The sequence below is a fragment of the Kocuria sp. UBA1838 genome (assembly GCF_002338785.1).
GTDB classification, from domain to species: domain Bacteria; phylum Actinomycetota; class Actinomycetes; order Actinomycetales; family Micrococcaceae; genus Kocuria; species Kocuria marina.
The window spans coordinates 54,076-68,197 of record NZ_DDIY01000013.1 but is presented as its reverse complement, the minus strand read 5'-3'; the positions used below and the strand labels follow the sequence as shown (position 1 = coordinate 68,197).

General features: G+C 69.3%; 14 protein-coding genes and 1 riboswitch. Of the genes, 1 reads left to right on the top strand and 13 read right to left on the bottom strand.

Annotated elements, in window-relative coordinates; all coding sequences use genetic code 11:
* The 10 genes from B3I25_RS06535 to B3I25_RS06490 form a co-directional block, all read right to left on the bottom strand.
* Window positions 1-379, bottom strand: a 379-nt coding sequence (locus B3I25_RS06535) for a hypothetical protein (protein ID WP_286738361.1), incomplete at its 3' end; no start/stop codon positions are given.
* Entirely contained in the window at window positions 376-1,062 is a 687-nt protein-coding gene (gene nadD, locus B3I25_RS06530) for a nicotinate-nucleotide adenylyltransferase (RefSeq protein WP_414672698.1), read from the bottom strand. The genes nadD and B3I25_RS06535, both read right to left, overlap by 4 nt.
* 104 nt (window positions 1,063-1,166) lie before the next feature.
* Window positions 1,167-1,424 carry a hypothetical protein gene (locus tag B3I25_RS06525; RefSeq protein WP_167318428.1) on the bottom strand — a complete coding sequence of 86 codons (258 nt, stop codon included), beginning with the start codon at window positions 1,422-1,424 and terminating at the stop codon, window positions 1,167-1,169.
* Between the two features lie 79 nt (window positions 1,425-1,503).
* The gene (locus B3I25_RS06520) at window positions 1,504-2,811 is read right to left on the bottom strand and encodes a glutamate-5-semialdehyde dehydrogenase (protein ID WP_144996531.1); all 1,308 of its coding nucleotides are present in this window, start codon (window positions 2,809-2,811) and stop codon (window positions 1,504-1,506) included.
* Window positions 2,812-2,879: 68 nt separating this feature from the next.
* The gene (gene proB, locus B3I25_RS06515) at window positions 2,880-4,103 is read right to left on the bottom strand and encodes a glutamate 5-kinase (protein WP_144996974.1); all 1,224 of its coding nucleotides are present in this window, start codon (window positions 4,101-4,103) and stop codon (window positions 2,880-2,882) included.
* 49 nt (window positions 4,104-4,152) lie between these two features.
* A complete protein-coding gene (gene obgE / locus B3I25_RS06510) occupies window positions 4,153-5,754 on the bottom strand; it encodes a GTPase ObgE (protein ID WP_193519589.1) in 1,602 nt (533 codons plus the stop codon).
* A gap of 151 nt (window positions 5,755-5,905) precedes the next feature.
* Window positions 5,906-6,160 (bottom strand): 50S ribosomal protein L27, encoded by a 255-nt coding sequence (gene rpmA, locus B3I25_RS06505; protein WP_035962177.1) that lies wholly within the window; start codon window positions 6,158-6,160, stop codon window positions 5,906-5,908.
* 46 nt (window positions 6,161-6,206) lie between these two features.
* Window positions 6,207-6,518: a 50S ribosomal protein L21 gene (gene rplU / locus B3I25_RS06500; protein ID WP_064846154.1), complete on the bottom strand. Its 312-nt coding sequence runs from the start codon at window positions 6,516-6,518 to the stop codon at window positions 6,207-6,209.
* A 237-nt stretch (window positions 6,519-6,755) separates the two neighbouring features.
* Entirely contained in the window at window positions 6,756-8,309 is a 1,554-nt protein-coding gene (locus B3I25_RS06495; RefSeq protein WP_286738359.1) for a bifunctional hydroxymethylpyrimidine kinase/phosphomethylpyrimidine kinase, read from the bottom strand.
* A riboswitch (TPP riboswitch) is annotated at window positions 8,297-8,392 on the bottom strand. Its footprint overlaps the gene before it by 13 nt.
* A gap of 80 nt (window positions 8,393-8,472) precedes the next feature.
* Window positions 8,473-11,790 carry an Rne/Rng family ribonuclease gene (locus B3I25_RS06490; RefSeq protein ID WP_286738358.1) on the bottom strand — a complete coding sequence of 1,106 codons (3,318 nt, stop codon included), beginning with the start codon at window positions 11,788-11,790 and terminating at the stop codon, window positions 8,473-8,475.
* Window positions 11,791-12,250: 460 nt separating this feature from the next.
* On the opposite strand from B3I25_RS06490, the gene B3I25_RS06485 reads away from it, so the two are divergent.
* Window positions 12,251-12,889: a vitamin K epoxide reductase family protein gene (locus B3I25_RS06485; RefSeq protein ID WP_286738356.1), complete on the top strand. Its 639-nt coding sequence runs from the start codon at window positions 12,251-12,253 to the stop codon at window positions 12,887-12,889.
* A gap of 20 nt (window positions 12,890-12,909) precedes the next feature.
* On the opposite strand, the gene B3I25_RS06480 is transcribed toward B3I25_RS06485, so the two are convergent.
* From B3I25_RS06480 to B3I25_RS06470, 3 genes are all read right to left on the bottom strand, one after another.
* Entirely contained in the window at window positions 12,910-13,113 is a 204-nt protein-coding gene (locus B3I25_RS06480) for a hypothetical protein (protein ID WP_193519595.1), read from the bottom strand.
* A 16-nt stretch (window positions 13,114-13,129) separates the two neighbouring features.
* Window positions 13,130-13,543: a nucleoside-diphosphate kinase gene (gene ndk, locus B3I25_RS06475; RefSeq protein WP_064846151.1), complete on the bottom strand. Its 414-nt coding sequence runs from the start codon at window positions 13,541-13,543 to the stop codon at window positions 13,130-13,132.
* A gap of 118 nt (window positions 13,544-13,661) precedes the next feature.
* Entirely contained in the window at window positions 13,662-14,105 is a 444-nt protein-coding gene (locus B3I25_RS06470; RefSeq protein ID WP_144930874.1) for a DUF4233 domain-containing protein, read from the bottom strand.
* Window positions 14,106-14,122: the final 17 nt, after the last annotated feature.

Genomic DNA, 14,122 nt, shown 5'->3' with positions numbered 1-14,122 from the left:
CTGCGGGTCCGTTCCCCAAAGCGGTGGGCTCTTCAGCGGTGGCCCGCTCGGCGGCCTGCCGGTCCTGTTCATTAGCCGCCGCGGCGCGCATCGCGAGATCCGCGAGACGACGCTGGGTGGCGAGCAGGGCGTCGTCGACCTCTCCCCCGCCCGTGCGCTCCGATTCCTGGATCTGCCGGGCGTGCTCGACCATCTCACGCTGCAGCCGCGCGAGTCGCCGGGGCCCCAAGGGCTTGACGGTACCCGTGTGCTGGGGGGTGTCCAACTCGATCACGGGAGCCGGCGGGGCCACCCACTCCTGCTGTCCCGTGGCCGGGTGGGCGGCCCACGGGCATTCCTGGGGGTTCGCGGCTCGGTTCTTTTCGGGGGGTGTGCTCACGCGGTGCTCCTGTGACCCGGGGCGGGGACCCCGGGCGAATCCGTGGGGGCGGATGAGGGGGTGCCGGCATCCTGTGCCGCTGGGGTGCCGGATGCGGTCTCCGGGTCCACATCGGGATCGGTGGAACCGCGGTAGAGGCCGTACTTGTTGATGTACTGCACGACCCCGTCCGGGACCAGGTACCACACGGGCTTGCCCGCCGCCACGCGGGCGCGGCAGTCCGTGGAGGAGATGGTCATCGCGGGGACGTTGAGCAGCGACGCGCTCTCCGAGCCCACGGGCGCGGAGAGCACGTGGCCCGGGCGGGTCACACCCACGAACGTGGCCAAGGACCACAGCTCATCGGTGCCCTTCCACGTGAGGATCTCCGCCATGGCGTCCGCGCCGGTGATGAAGAACAGCTCGGCGTGGGGACGCAGGGTGCGCAGGTCCCGCAGGGTGTCGATCGTGTACGTGGGTCCGGAACGGTCGATGTCCACGCGGGACACCGTGAACCGCGGATTGGACGCCGTGGCCACCACGGTCATGAGGTAGCGGTGCTCGGCGTCGGAGACGTCCTGCCCGGCCTTCTGCCACGGTTCACCCGTGGGGACGAAGACGACCTCGTCCAGGTCGAAGACTGCGGCGACCTCCGACGCCGCCACGAGGTGCCCGTGGTGGATGGGATCGAAGGTCCCGCCCATGACTCCCAGCCGGGTCACACCCGGCCTGCGCGGGGGGATGTCCAGTTCCGTCTCGGCCGCGGTCACTGACGCGCTGAGGGGATTCACTCGTGCCGATCTGTCGGTCAATGGCGCGGGGCGGCGTGCACCCGGTCGAGCATGGCCTGCTCTTCCGCGGGCAGCTGCGCGGGGTCCTCGTACTCACCGACGGCCGGGGCCTTGCCACGGGACACGAAGGACATGGAGATGAAGAGCATGATCAGGAACAGGATGAACGCGACGATGCCGAAGACCGGCGCCATGGCGTGCAGCTCTTCGTTGATGGAGTGCCCCTCCTCGGCCGCCAGGACGGTGACGTTGGACAACAGGTACAGCGAGCTCATGCGGTTCCCTTCTATGGCCGGCGGCGCCGGTCGGTGAATGCGACGAACGTCCCGGGTGACGTCCGTTCCATGGTACGTCTCACGGACGCACGTGGCCGTCACCCTGGACGACCCACTTGGTGGTGGTCAGCTCCTCCAGCCCCATGGGACCGCGCGCGTGCATCTTCTGCGTGGAGATCCCGATCTCCGCACCCAGCCCCAACTGGCCGCCGTCCGTGAAGCGGGTGGACGCGTTGACCATGACCGCCGCGGAGTCGATCTCCGCGGTGAAACGTTCCGCGTTAGCCAGGTCGTTGGTCACGATCGCCTCGGTGTGGCCCGTGGAGTACGTGCGGATGTGCTCGATCGCCTCGTCGATGCCGTCCACGACCTTCACGGCCATGTCCATGTCCAGGTACTCGGTGGCCCAGTCCTCGTCCGTGGCCTGCAGATGGTCAGATCCCGGGGGCAGCAGTGCTGCGGCGCGGTCGTCCACGTGCAGGGTCACACCGGCCTTGTCGAGTGCGGCGAGCACCTCGCGGGATGTCTCCCGCGCCCCGCTGTGCAGCAGCAGGGTCTCGGCGGAGTTGCACGTGGAGGTGCGGTGCGTCTTGGAGTTCACGGTGAGCTTGGCGGCCATCTGCGCGGGCGCGGACTCGTCGATGAACACGTGCACGTTGCCCTCGCCCGTCTCGATGACCGGGACGGTCGCGTTGGTCACCACGGACTGGATGAGTCCACGGCCGCCGCGCGGGATGAGCACGTCCACCTTCCCGCGCGCACCCATGAGGGCGTTGGCGCCGTCGCGACCGTAGTCGTCCACGGTCTGCACGCAGTCCACGGGCAGCTTGGCGTCCGCGAGGGCGTCCCGAAGGATGCCCACGAGCGCCCGGTTGGAGTCGAAGGCCGCCGAACCACCGCGCAGCAGCACCGCGTTACCGGACTTCACGGCGATCCCGGCGATGTCCACGGTCACGTTCGGGCGGGCCTCGTAGATCACGCCCACCACTCCCATGGGCACGCGCACCTGGCGCATGCGCAGCCCGTTCGCGAGCGTCTGCCCGCGCACCACGGAGCCCACGGGATCGGGCAGGGCCGCGAGTTCCCGCAGCGCGTCCGCAAGACCCGTGATGCGGGTACGGTCCAGCTTGAGCCGGTCCAGCAGCGCGGTGGAGATCCCTGACTCGCGCCCGCGTTCCAGGTCTCGCGAATTGGCCTCGAGAACGGTGTCGGCGCGGGCCTCGATCCGATCGGCCATGATGTTCAGCGCGCGGTCCTTCCACGCGCGCGGGGCGCGGGCGAGCGTGCGGGCGGCCACCCGGGCGTCGTCGGCCATCAGGCCGACCCCGGCCACGGGATCGTCCCCGAAGGTCTCCTGCGCGGTCAGTACGGACGTGTTCTCGGCCACTGTTCCTCCTGCGGATCGTGGTGCGGGCGCGCGGCGCCCACGGTTCAGGTTAGGGGTTGGACGTGTGGTCAGACGGTTCGTTTCAGCTTGGTCTTCGCCGAACGGGGCCGCATGGTCACGAGGTTGTCCACGTGCACGAGCTCGCGGGCGTAGTCCTCACCGAACTCCTCCCCCAGTTCGTGCGTGCGTTTGCCGAGCATCCCGGGGACCTCGTTCGAGGCGTAGTTGATCAGCCCGTGGGCCACTTCCTTTCCGTGGGAATCCACCATGGCCACGGGATCGCCCGCAGTGAACTTCCCGGACACCTCGGTGACACCGGCCGCGAGCAGCGAGCGACGACCGCGAATGGCCTCCACCGCGCCGTCGTCCAGGGTCAGGGTGCCCTTGATGTCCGCGAGGTGCGCGAGCCACAGCAACCGCACGTTGCGCCGCCCGCCGGTCGTGGCGAACCACGTGCCCACGTCGTCGCCGGCCAGCGCACTCTCGATGTTCGCGGCGGAGGTCACGAGCGCGGGGATGCCAGACGACGCCGCGATGCGCGCCGCCTGCACCTTGGTCACCATCCCGCCCGAGCCCACGCCCGCGCGGCCGATCGTGCCGATCTCCACGCCTTCGAGATCCGTGATGGGATCCTCGACGGTGGGGATGCGCTCCCCACCGTCCTTGGGGGGCCGGGTGTAGAGCGCGTCCACGTCCGAGAGCAGCAACAGCGCGTCCGCCTTGATCAGGTGCGCCACGAGCGCAGCGATGCGGTCGTTGTCGCCGAACTTGATCTCGTGGGTAGCCACGGCGTCGTTCTCGTTGACGATCGGCAGGATCCCCAGGTCCAGCAACCGTTCGATCTGGCGATGCGCGTTCTTGTACTGCGAGTGGCGCATGAGGTCCTCGGCCGTGAGCAGCACCTGACCCACCGTGACGTCGTAGCGCGTGAAGTAGTCGGTGTAGCGCGAGATCAACAGACCCTGTCCCACGGAGGCCGCGGCCTGTTTGGTGGCGAGGTCCTTGGGCCGGCGGGACAGTCCGAGCGGCTGCAGCCCCGCGGTGATCGCACCCGAGGAGACGAACACGACCTCCACGCCCTGCGCCTTGACCCGGCCGAGCGCGTCCACGATGCTGCGCAGCGCGTTCTCGTCGATCGAGTTCTCGATCGAGGTCAGGGACGAGGACCCCACCTTGACCACCACGCGCCGGGCCATGGGCAGGTCCGCGCGGCGGGTGATGGGAGAGCGGCGGTTCTTCCCCCGGCTCTCGGTGCTCAGCTGGATCGCGGACTTGGCCGCTTGCTGCTCCATGGCCGGGACGTCGATCGTCTCGGTGGGGGTCTTCTCCACGTGGGGCGTGTCACTCACTGTCGTGCGTCTCCTTCGGCTCGGAAGTACGGCGTCGATCTCGCGCGTCGTCCACGGACTCGGTCCAGATCCCGGCGCGGCGCTGCTCCTCGAGCTCCGCGCGGGCCTCGGCCTTGGCGTCCATGCGGTCGTAAAACTGTTCCCGCTTCTCGCGGCGCGTGGGCCGGGACGTGTCCTCGAGGCGCAGGTCGGAACCGCGCGGGCCGCCGAGCAGTTCGGCGCCGCCCACCATGGTGGGCTCCCAGTCGAAGACCACACCGTTGTCCTCGGGGCCGATCAGCACCGCGTTGCCCGGGCGGGCGCCGATGCGGAACAGTTCGTCCTCGATCCCGAGTTTCGCGAAGCGGTCCGCGAGGTATCCCACGGCTTCGTCGTTGTTGAAATCGGTCTGCTGCACCCACCGTTCGGGCTTCACGCCGCGCACGTGGTACAGCGGCTCCCCCGCCCGGTCCTCGCGGGTGATCTCGAACTCCTTGCGGTCCTTCCCTCGACGACGCCGCACGGGTTCCGGGCGCAGCACGGTCTCCGCGCGGCGCTGCTCCTCCCGCTGTTCCTCCTGCTCGCGGGCACGGGAGACGAGCTCGGCCATCGCGAAGCCCAGTTCCCGCAGTCCGGCGTGCGAGGCCGTTGAGATCTCGAAGACCGGGTAACCGCGTTCCTCGAGTTCGGGGCGGATGAACTCGGCCAGTTCCCGCGCCTCGGGCACGTCCACCTTGTTCAGGGCCACGAGTCGGGGGCGCTCGGTCAGCGGGATGGTGGTGGGGTCGTCGTCGCGGATGGCCTCGGCGTAGTGGGACAGTTCCTGTTCGAGGGCGTCCAGGTCGCTCAGCGGATCCCGTCCGGGTTCGAGCGTGGCGCAGTCGATCACGTGCACGAGTGCGGCGCAGCGCTCCACGTGCCGCAGGAACTCGAGTCCCAACCCCTTGCCCTCCGAAGCACCCGGGATCAACCCCGGCACGTCCGCCACGGTGAAGCGGGTGTCACCCGCCTGGACCACACCCAGGTTGGGCACCAGGGTGGTGAACGGGTAGTCCGCGATCTTGGGGCGCGCGGCACTCATGGCCGCGATCAGGCTCGACTTGCCCGCGGAGGGGAAGCCCACCAGGGCGATGTCCGCGATGGACTTCAGTTCGAGCTCGACCTGGTGTTCCTCACCGGGCACACCGAGCAGAGCGAAGCCCGGAGCCTTGCGCTTAGGCGAGGCCAGTGCGGCATTGCCCAGTCCGCCCTGGCCGCCACCGGCCAGCACGAACTCACTGCCCTCACCGAGCAGGTCCGCGAGCACGTTGCCCTGCCGGTCCTTGACCACGGTGCCGTCCGGGACGGACAGCACGAGGTCCTGGCCCTTGAAACCGTGGCGCATGTCCCCCTTGCCGGGCTCACCGTTGGGGGCCTTCTGGTGGGGTGCGTGGTGGAAACCCAACAGCGTGGTGGACTGACCGTCCACACGCAGGATCACCGAACCGCCGTCGCCGCCGTTGCCGCCGTCCGGGCCGCCCAGGGGCTTGAACTTCTCGCGCTTGACGGACACGCAGCCGTGGCCGCCGTTACCGCCCGTGGCGTGCACGATCACTCGATCTACAAAACTGGCCACGCGGCTCCTCGGTGGTAGGGGTCACCTGCTGCGAGCGGGTCGACCGGGGTCTTCTGAAAAGACTAGAGGGTGAGCGCGTGAAGCGCCCACCCTCTAGTGGTCGCCGCCACGGGGTCGTGGCGGCGGGTGGACCCAGGGGTCCGAATGAGAATTACTCGGCGGTCTGAATGTTGACCACGCGGCGACCGCGGCGGGTGCCGAATTCGACGGCGCCAGCGGCCAGGGCGAACAAGGTGTCGTCCTTGCCGCGGCCCACGTTCACGCCCGGGTGGAAGTGCGTGCCGCGCTGGCGGACGATGATCTCGCCGGCGTTAACGGACTGGCCGCCGAAGCGCTTCACACCCAAGTACTGGGCGTTGGAGTCACGGCCGTTGCGAGTGGAGCTCGCACCCTTCTTGTGTGCCATGGTGTGTGCCTACCTTCGTTGGAAACGTATGTGGGGAGCCGGATGCTCAGGCGTCGATGCCGGTGACCTTGACGGTGGTCAGTTCGGCGCGGAAGCCCTGACGCTTCTTGTAACCGGTCTTGTTCTTGTACTTCATGATCGAGATCTTGGGACCGCGCAGGTCCTCGACGATCTCGGCGGTGACCTTGACGTTCGCCAGGGTCTTGGAGTCGGAGGTGACCTTGTCCCCATCGACCAGCAGCAGCGCAGGAAGCTCTACGGTGCTGCCTGCCTCGCCGGCGACGCGGTCAAGGGTCACGAGGTCTCCGATGGAAACCTTCTCCTGGCGGCCGCCTGCGCGGACAATCGCGTACACCACTTGGGAACTCACTTCTCTCGACATCTATGGACTACGTGTGTGGGTCGGGCGTACTCCTGGAGGACTGCGAATGTCGAGACATCACGCCGCGGTGATCCATGACCGACCGCATTCTCCGCGTGGCTATCGCATCGATTCAGGATGTTCGCCCGAGTGTGCCGCAACCTGGTGCGTGAACTGGATATGACACACACCGGCGCTCGGCACCGACACCCCAGCCTACCCGATCACCCGAAGTCATGCCAGTTGCGCCGCGGCGCGCCGCTCGCCCTCCGGCGACGTCGCCGGGGTCGTCTGCGCGAAGAAGGCCAGCTCGAGCGCGCACGCCCGGTGGAACGCGCGGCGCATGTGCTCCCTGGTGACCGGGTCCGCGTGGGCGGCCTCCCGGTCCACGATCTCGCGCACCGACTCGGTCGCGGTCTGGAAGTCCGGATCGTCGTACGTGCTGAGCCAGTCGGCGAACGGGTGCTGCGGTCCCGCGACGCGGGCACGACGGGTGAGCTCCGCACCCACGTGGGCGTAGAGCCAGTAGCACGGCAGGATCGCGGCGGAGCCCACCGCGAAGCCGTCCTGACCCGTGCGCGCCAGCAGGAAGTCCGCGTAACTGCTCGTGACGTCACTCGGCGGCATGGGCTCCCGGTCCCCGAGCCGGGCGCGATGCAGCGCGGACTCGACCGAGACCACGGAGGCCGACGCCGCGGCGAAGTGTTCGCGCGAACGCTCGTCCGGGGCGGAGGCCGCGAGCAGGGCCAGCGCCCGGGAGTAGTACTGCAGATATTGCATGTCCTGGTCCAGGTACAGCTCGAACTCGCCCGGGTCCAGGGTGCCGTCCCCGAGGCCCCGGATGAACGCCAGGGCGGCAATGCGTTCACGCACCGGGGCGCTCTCCTCCCACAGTTCATCGGTGAACCGGGGGCCCTCGGATTCCGCGGCGGCCGTCATCACGAACGCCGGATCCGTGACGAGGTGCTGGACGTGGTGCATGTGGTGCACGGGACCGTTGCCGTGACCCACGTGCAACTCGTCCGCGCCGCGCAGTGCACCGCGCAACCATGTGCGGGCCGTGCGGATCGCCTCGGACCAGTCCCCGGTCCGCGCCACGACCGTGGCCACCGCGGAGGACAGCGAGCACCCGGTGCCGTGGGTGTTACGCGTGTGCACCCTGCGACCCTCGAACAACGCGGCGGGTTCGTCCTGACCGGGGAGCAACAGGGCGTCCGGGGTCGTGTCCCCGGCCAAGTGGCCACCCTTCACGAGGACCCGGGTATGGAACGCCGCCGCGACCGCGCGTCCCTGCTCGAGCGCCTCGTCCCAGGTCGCGGCCACGGGGCGCTCGGCCAGCACCGCGAGTTCCGGGAGGTTGGGGGTGATCAGATTCGCGTGGGGCAGCAGCTCCCGCAGGGCCCGTTCGGCGTCCGGACGCAGCAATCGCCCACCGGCCGTGGCGACCATGACGGGGTCGATCACGACCACGGGTGCGCGCCCCACCATGAGCCAGTCCCGGACCGTGTCGATGACCTCCACGGAGCCGAGCATCCCCACCTTGATCGCATCCAGGGTGACGTCCCCGGCGACCGCATCCAGCTGGTCCCGCAGGACCTGGACGGGTGGGGTGTGTACGCTCACGACGCCCCGGGTGTTCTGGGCGACCACTGCGGTGATCACACTCAGCCCGTACCCGCCCAGTGCGGCGATGGATTTCAGGTCCGCGGCGTGACCCGCCCCGCCCGTGGGATCGGTTCCGGCAATCGAGAGGACGCGGGGTATGGCGGTAGAAGGCGTGGTGTCCACGACAATCCCTTCGCTAGTACGAGCTAGATCAGGTTCGACGGGTGTGTTCTCAGCCGCAGTGCGCAGCACCCCGTGTGTGTGTCCCCGATCATGCCACAGGGGCACCCGGAATCCCGGGTGCCCCTGCGGTGCTCGCGTGGCGACGGATCCAGCCGCCGGTCACTCAGTCCTGCTTGCCGGTCATCGTGATGTCCTGAGCCTTGATGCCCACACCCACGATGGTGGGCTGGTCACCGGACGCCGCGGGGGCCACGGCCCCGGCCTCCGCGGTGAAACGGCTGACCTGCCGTTCCTGCGTGTACTCGTGGGTCTCCACGCTCGCGGTTCCGGGCGCGGCCGCCGGCGCCACGGCACGCCGCGACCCACGACGCCGTCGGGCCGGAGCCGCCGGCGCCTCCGCCGGCCGGTTCCCGCCAGCGGACGACGCTGCCCCGGAAGTCTGCTGCTGCGCGGCACTCGTCTGCCCTGCACTGGATTGCGCAGTCCCGGAGTTCGACGGCGCGTGTCCGGCGGCCGACCGCTTCGACACCGCCTCCCGCGGCTGGGACGCGGCGTCCGCATCCTGAACGGCACCCTCGGTCGAGGTTTCGTCCTCGCCCGCATCCGTGAACGCGGCGCTCAGCGAATCCAGGGACAGGGCCTCCTGGGTGCCCTCGCTCCCCCGCTGCTCAGACTGCCCGTGGGGCAGTTCGATGACCTCGCCGTGAATCGTGAGGCTCGCGGACGAGTCCCCACCGGAACGGTCCTCGGACCGGGAATCCCCGCGCGAGTCGTTCCCGGAACCGTCCCGGCCGGAACCGTCGTTCTGCACGGCGTTGTCCTCGCCCTGCTGACCGCGACCGCGGCTGCGCTTGCCGCGGCGCTTGCGGCGACGGCGCCCGCCCTCGGACTCCCCGTGGGAGTTCTCGGACGCGTGCTCCCCGCCCTGCTGACCGCGGGAGGTCTGCTGCTCCTGGGAACCGGTGTCCTCGGCCTGCCCGCCCCCGGACTGCGGTGCGGTGCCCTGGGAAGCATTCCGTGCGGCGTCGTCGGACTCGTCGTGGGAGGAGGCCGCGGCGATGTTCGCCAACGCCGTGCGGGTGGCCTCCACGCGCGCCTGGTCCGGCTCGTCCGAACCGTGGTGCTGGTTGCCGTTCCTGGGCTTGTCCTGCGCACCGTTGTGCTGCTTGTTGCGCGAACGCTTACGCTCGTGTCGAGTGCCGCGCTGGTCGGAGGGAGCCGCGCCGGAGCGGCCCTTCAAGGGGTGGTCGTGGACCACGACGCCGCGGCCCGCGCATTCCTCGCACGGCTCGGAGAAGACCTCGAGCAACCCCGTACCCATGCGCTTGCGCGTCATCTGCACGAGACCCAGGGAGGTCACCTCGGCCACCTGGTGCTTCGTGCGGTCCCGGCCCAGGCACTCCACGAGCCGGCGCAGTACGAGATCGCGGTTGGACTCCAGAACCATGTCGATGAAGTCCACCACGATGATCCCGCCGATATCCCGCAACCGCAGTTGCCGCACGATCTCCTCGGCGGCTTCGAGGTTGTTCTTGGTCACGGTCTCCTCGAGGTTGCCCCCGGAGCCCGTGAACTTGCCGGTGTTGACGTCCACCACGGTCATGGCCTCGGTGCGGTCGATCACGAGCGATCCGCCGGAGGGCAGGAAGACCTTGCGCTCGAGGGCCTTCTGGATCTGCTCCTCCACGCGCATGTGCTCGAAGAGGTCGTCATCGCCGGTCCAGCGCTCGAGGCGGTCCAGCAGGTCGGGCGCCACGTAGGTCACGTAAGCCTCGATGTTGTCCCACGCCTGCTCGCCCTGGACCACCATGGCGGTGAAATCCTCGTTGAAGACGTCCCGCACGGTCTTGATGGTCAGGTCCGGTTCCGCGTACAGCATCTCCGGGGCCAGCGTCTTGGTGGACTTGGCCTTGTCCTGGATCTGCTCCCACTGCGAGCGCAGCCGGTTGATGTCGTTGGTCAGCTCGGTCTCGGAGGCACCCTCCGCCGCAGTGCGCACGATCACGCCCGCGCCCTCCGGCAACCGGTCCTTGAGGATCTTCTTCAGCCGCTGGCGCTCCACGTCCGGGAGCTTGCGGGAGATCCCCGTCATGGAACCGCCCGGGACGTAGACGAGGTAGCGACCGGGCAGGGACACCTGGCTCGTGAGCCGAGCACCTTTGTGCCCCACGGGGTCCTTGGTGACCTGCACGAGCACGGTGTCCCCGGACTTCAGGGCGTTCTCGATCTTGCGGGGCTTGCTGCCCAGCTCGGCGGCGTCCCAGTCCACCTCACCGGCGTAGAGCACGGCGTTGCGGCCGCGGCCGATGTCCACGAAGGCGGCCTCCATGGACGGCAGCACGTTCTGCACCTTGCCCACGTACACGTTGCCGATCAGCGAGTCCTGCTGGGTGTGCGAGACGAAGTGCTCGGCAAGGATCCCGTCCTCGAGCACACCGATCTGGATCCGGTCGTCCTTCTGTCGCACGAGCATCTTGCGCTCCACGGATTCGCGCCGGGCCAGGAACTCGGCCTCGGTGATCACGTGGCGGCGGCGGCCGAACTGCCGGGACTCACGACGACGCTGACGCTTGGCCTCGAGCCGCGTGGAGCCCTTGACCCCGGTCACCTCGTCGCTGCCCGTGCCCTCACCGGCACCGCGCGGGGCGCGGACCCGGGTCACCGAGCCGTCGGACTCGTCCACGAGTTCCATGTCCTCGTCACCGCGACGCCGCCGGCGACGCCGCTTGCTCGTGACCTCGCCGGACTTGTCGTCCTCGCTGTCCACGTCATTGCGCGCGGCCCGCTCGGCCTCGCGCTGGGCGTCGCGTTCCTTGGCAGCCTCGCGCAGTCGGGCAGCCTGCTCCTCGGCGGCACGGCGGATCTCGTCCGGGTCCGGGGCATGGAACATGAGGGAGGCACCGGGACCGAAGGCCCCGAAGTTCTCCTGGGTGCTGGGCTGGTCGTTCGCGGACTCCTCGACCTGTACAGTCTGCGCGTCCGTCTGTTCCGAGGTGTCGGTCTGCTCGTCGCTCGCCTCGGCCGAGCCGGTTCCTTCGCCGGCCTGCGTCGTCTGCTCGGGCCCGTCGGCGCGCAGAGCAGCCTGCTCATCCGTCTCGCGGGCGCTCTCAGCGGCGTCACCGGCTGCGTCCTCGACATCGAGCGCGATCTCGTCCTCGATACTCTCCGCAGGCTGCTCGGCCTCGGGGATCTCGGCCACTGGGATCTCGCGCGCGGGGGTATCCGCAACGCCAGCATCGTCGGAAGCGGTGGCCGCGGAATCGGACGTCCCCGGATCCTCGGCGGGCGCGTCGGTCGTCGCGGGTTGCCCGGTAGCGGTGTCGGCGGGCACGGCGGCGTCGGGCTCGGAATGGGGAACGGCGGCGTCGTCGGCCGGTGCATCAGGCGTGACGGCGGGATCGGTAGTGGTGCTGTCCTCGACGGGGGTGGTGGCGGCAGTCTCGAGGGGTGACTGTTCCGCGTTGTCCTTCTCAGGTTCCATGTGAAGTTGTGCTCCTGCTCGGGACACCGCCCGCACCCGGGCCCGAGGTGTGCTCGGTCGGTCGAGCCGGTGTTTGCCACGCGGCCGCCGGAAGTCAAAGTCGTACTCGCGGGCGCGGCGTATGTCACGCGCACTGTCCGCGAGCCGGCGGATGCCCGAGTCGCTGGGTCCGTGGGGACCGCGAACTTGCCCCGCTCCGGACGCGCTCGATCCTGTGAGAGCGCGGGTCCGTACCGAGGGAGATCGGTGTTCCTGCCGGGCCGGTTCCTCACGTGCGGCTGAGGCCCGACCATTGGCAGTATCTCACAGTCACCCCGGGCCGGGGCGCATTCCGGGTGGTCCGGACCACATTCCACCGGCCGGACCACAGCGCGTGTACGGGGTGTGTGCCGGCGTCACCCGCCGCCACGGGCGGCCCGCGCCCGGCGGGTCGTCATGCGCGTGGTCTACGATCGAGCGCGTGAGCCCAACTTCCGCGACCACTCCCCTGACCGACCGGGCACGCGAGACGACTCCGGCCCCCGCCACCCGTTCGGACCGCTCGTGGGCCGTGCTCGCGGTGATCTTCTCGATCGTGGGTTTCGCCGCATCGGCCGTGCTCGTGGCGGAACGGCTCGCGATCTACAAGGACGCGGGACACCGCACGAGCTGCGACATCAACGCGTGGCTCTCGTGCGGCACGGTCATGCGCACCCCGCAGGCGGAGCTCTTCGGCTTCCCCAACCCGTTCATCGGGATCGTGGCGTACGCCGTGGTGATCGCCGTGGCCGTGGGCGTGCTCGCCGGCGCACGCTACGCCAGCTGGTTTTGGTGGTTGCTGTGGCTGGGGATCGCCGCCGGCTCGGTGTTCACCCTGTGGCTGTGGTGGCAGACCACTTTCAACATCAACGCCCTGTGCCTGTACTGCATGATCGTGTGGTGCGCCCAGACCCTGTTGCTCGCGCATACGACGGCGCGGATGCGCCGCGCCGGCCTGATCGGTTCCTCGCGTGGCACCGCCGCCGGTTCCGCCGCGTGGGCGTGGCTCCTGGGCATCGGGGTGCTCGTGATCGTCTTCGGGATCATCGCGGTGCGCTTCTCGACCGCGATCTTCGCCTGAGCCGTTCACCGACGCCGCGCTCAGACGGCGTGCGCCTCGAACACCATGATGGGGTGCGTGCCGTCGAATGGCGTCCGCTGCCAGTCGCCCCGAACCGCGTCGACCTCGAACCCGGCGCGCCGTAACTGATCGGTCAGGATGCCGCGGTCACGAAAGGCCTGGTCCGGCCCGTCGGGGTTGTCCCCGTCGTACAGGTCGACGATCCGCGGGTCGTAGTCGGTCATGGATCCCGCGTTCAGCTCAGCTGAACCAGATGCCGATCTCCCGCTCGGCAGACTCGGGCGAATCGGAGCCGTGCACGAGGTTCTTCTGCACCTTCTCGCCCCAGTCCCGACCCAAATCGCCGCGAATGGTACCGGGGGCGGCCGTGGTGGGCTCGGTGGCACCGGCGAGGCTGCGGAAGCCCTCGATGACCCGGTCCCCCTCGACCACGGCGGCCACGACGGGCCCGGAGAGCATGAACTCCACGAGCGGCTCGAAGAACGGCTTGCCCTGGTGCTCCTCGTAGTGCCGCTCGAGAATCTCGCGGGTCGCCGTCACGAGCTCGAGTTGCGCGAGCGTATAGCCCTTGGCCTCGATGCGGGCCAGGATCTGCCCGGTCAGGCCGCGCTGGACGCCGTCCGGCTTCACGAGGACGAGGGTGCGTTGCGTCATGTGCTTCTCCTTGCTGTGGACCCACGCGGAGTCCTCGGTCGATCAGGTTCCGTTCCGAGCCTAACGGCCTGCGGTCCCCGCGCGGCAACGCCCGGGGACCGCGGCCGGGAGACGGTGATCACGTCAGGGGGTTCTCGGCCTCCCAGCGGCGTTGTTCCTCCGCGCGCCGCACGTTCTCACGATCCATCGCGCCACCCTTGACCACGGCGTACCACCAGGCCAGGGCGCACAACACGCCGATCACGAACATTGAGGGCACGAGCACTCCCGTGGCGATGAGCACGACCTGCAGCACCCACCCGAGGGTGTACCCCCACGGCTTGCGCAGGAGGCCGCACGCCAGCAGGAACACCAGGGCGAGCACCACCGATCCGCCCATGAGCCACAGTTTCCCGGCCGTGCTCCAGTCCCGCGCCGTGAGTCCGAACGCCGCGAGGGCGGCGAAGAACACGATGAACGCCTCGATGGAGAGCACGCTCGAGGCGAACATCGTCTTGATCGAGCGTGGCTTCTTGGGTTGGCCAGGGCGCCATTCGCGCTGGGCCTTGGTCATGCGGGCCATCGGGCTCCTTCCATGGT

What these genes read in the sequence shown, in the direction of transcription:
- nadD (WP_414672698.1), bottom strand. Translation starts at nt 1,062, where the DNA reads ATGGGCGGGACCTTCGATCCCATCCACCACGGGCACCTCGTGGCGGCG.
- B3I25_RS06525 (WP_167318428.1), bottom strand. Translation starts at nt 1,424, where the DNA reads ATGAGCTCGCTGTACCTGTTGTCCAACGTCACCGTCCTGGCGGCCGAG.
- proB (WP_144996974.1), bottom strand. Translation starts at nt 4,103, where the DNA reads ATGGAGCAGCAAGCGGCCAAGTCCGCGATCCAGCTGAGCACCGAGAGC.
- rpmA (WP_035962177.1), bottom strand. Translation starts at nt 6,160, where the DNA reads ATGGCACACAAGAAGGGTGCGAGCTCCACTCGCAACGGCCGTGACTCC.
- B3I25_RS06490 (WP_286738358.1), bottom strand. Translation starts at nt 11,790, where the DNA reads ATGGAACCTGAGAAGGACAACGCGGAACAGTCACCCCTCGAGACTGCC.
- B3I25_RS06480 (WP_193519595.1), bottom strand. Translation starts at nt 13,113, where the DNA reads ATGACCGACTACGACCCGCGGATCGTCGACCTGTACGACGGGGACAAC.
- ndk (WP_064846151.1), bottom strand. Translation starts at nt 13,543, where the DNA reads ATGACGCAACGCACCCTCGTCCTCGTGAAGCCGGACGGCGTCCAGCGC.
- B3I25_RS06470 (WP_144930874.1), bottom strand. Translation starts at nt 14,105, where the DNA reads ATGGCCCGCATGACCAAGGCCCAGCGCGAATGGCGCCCTGGCCAACCC.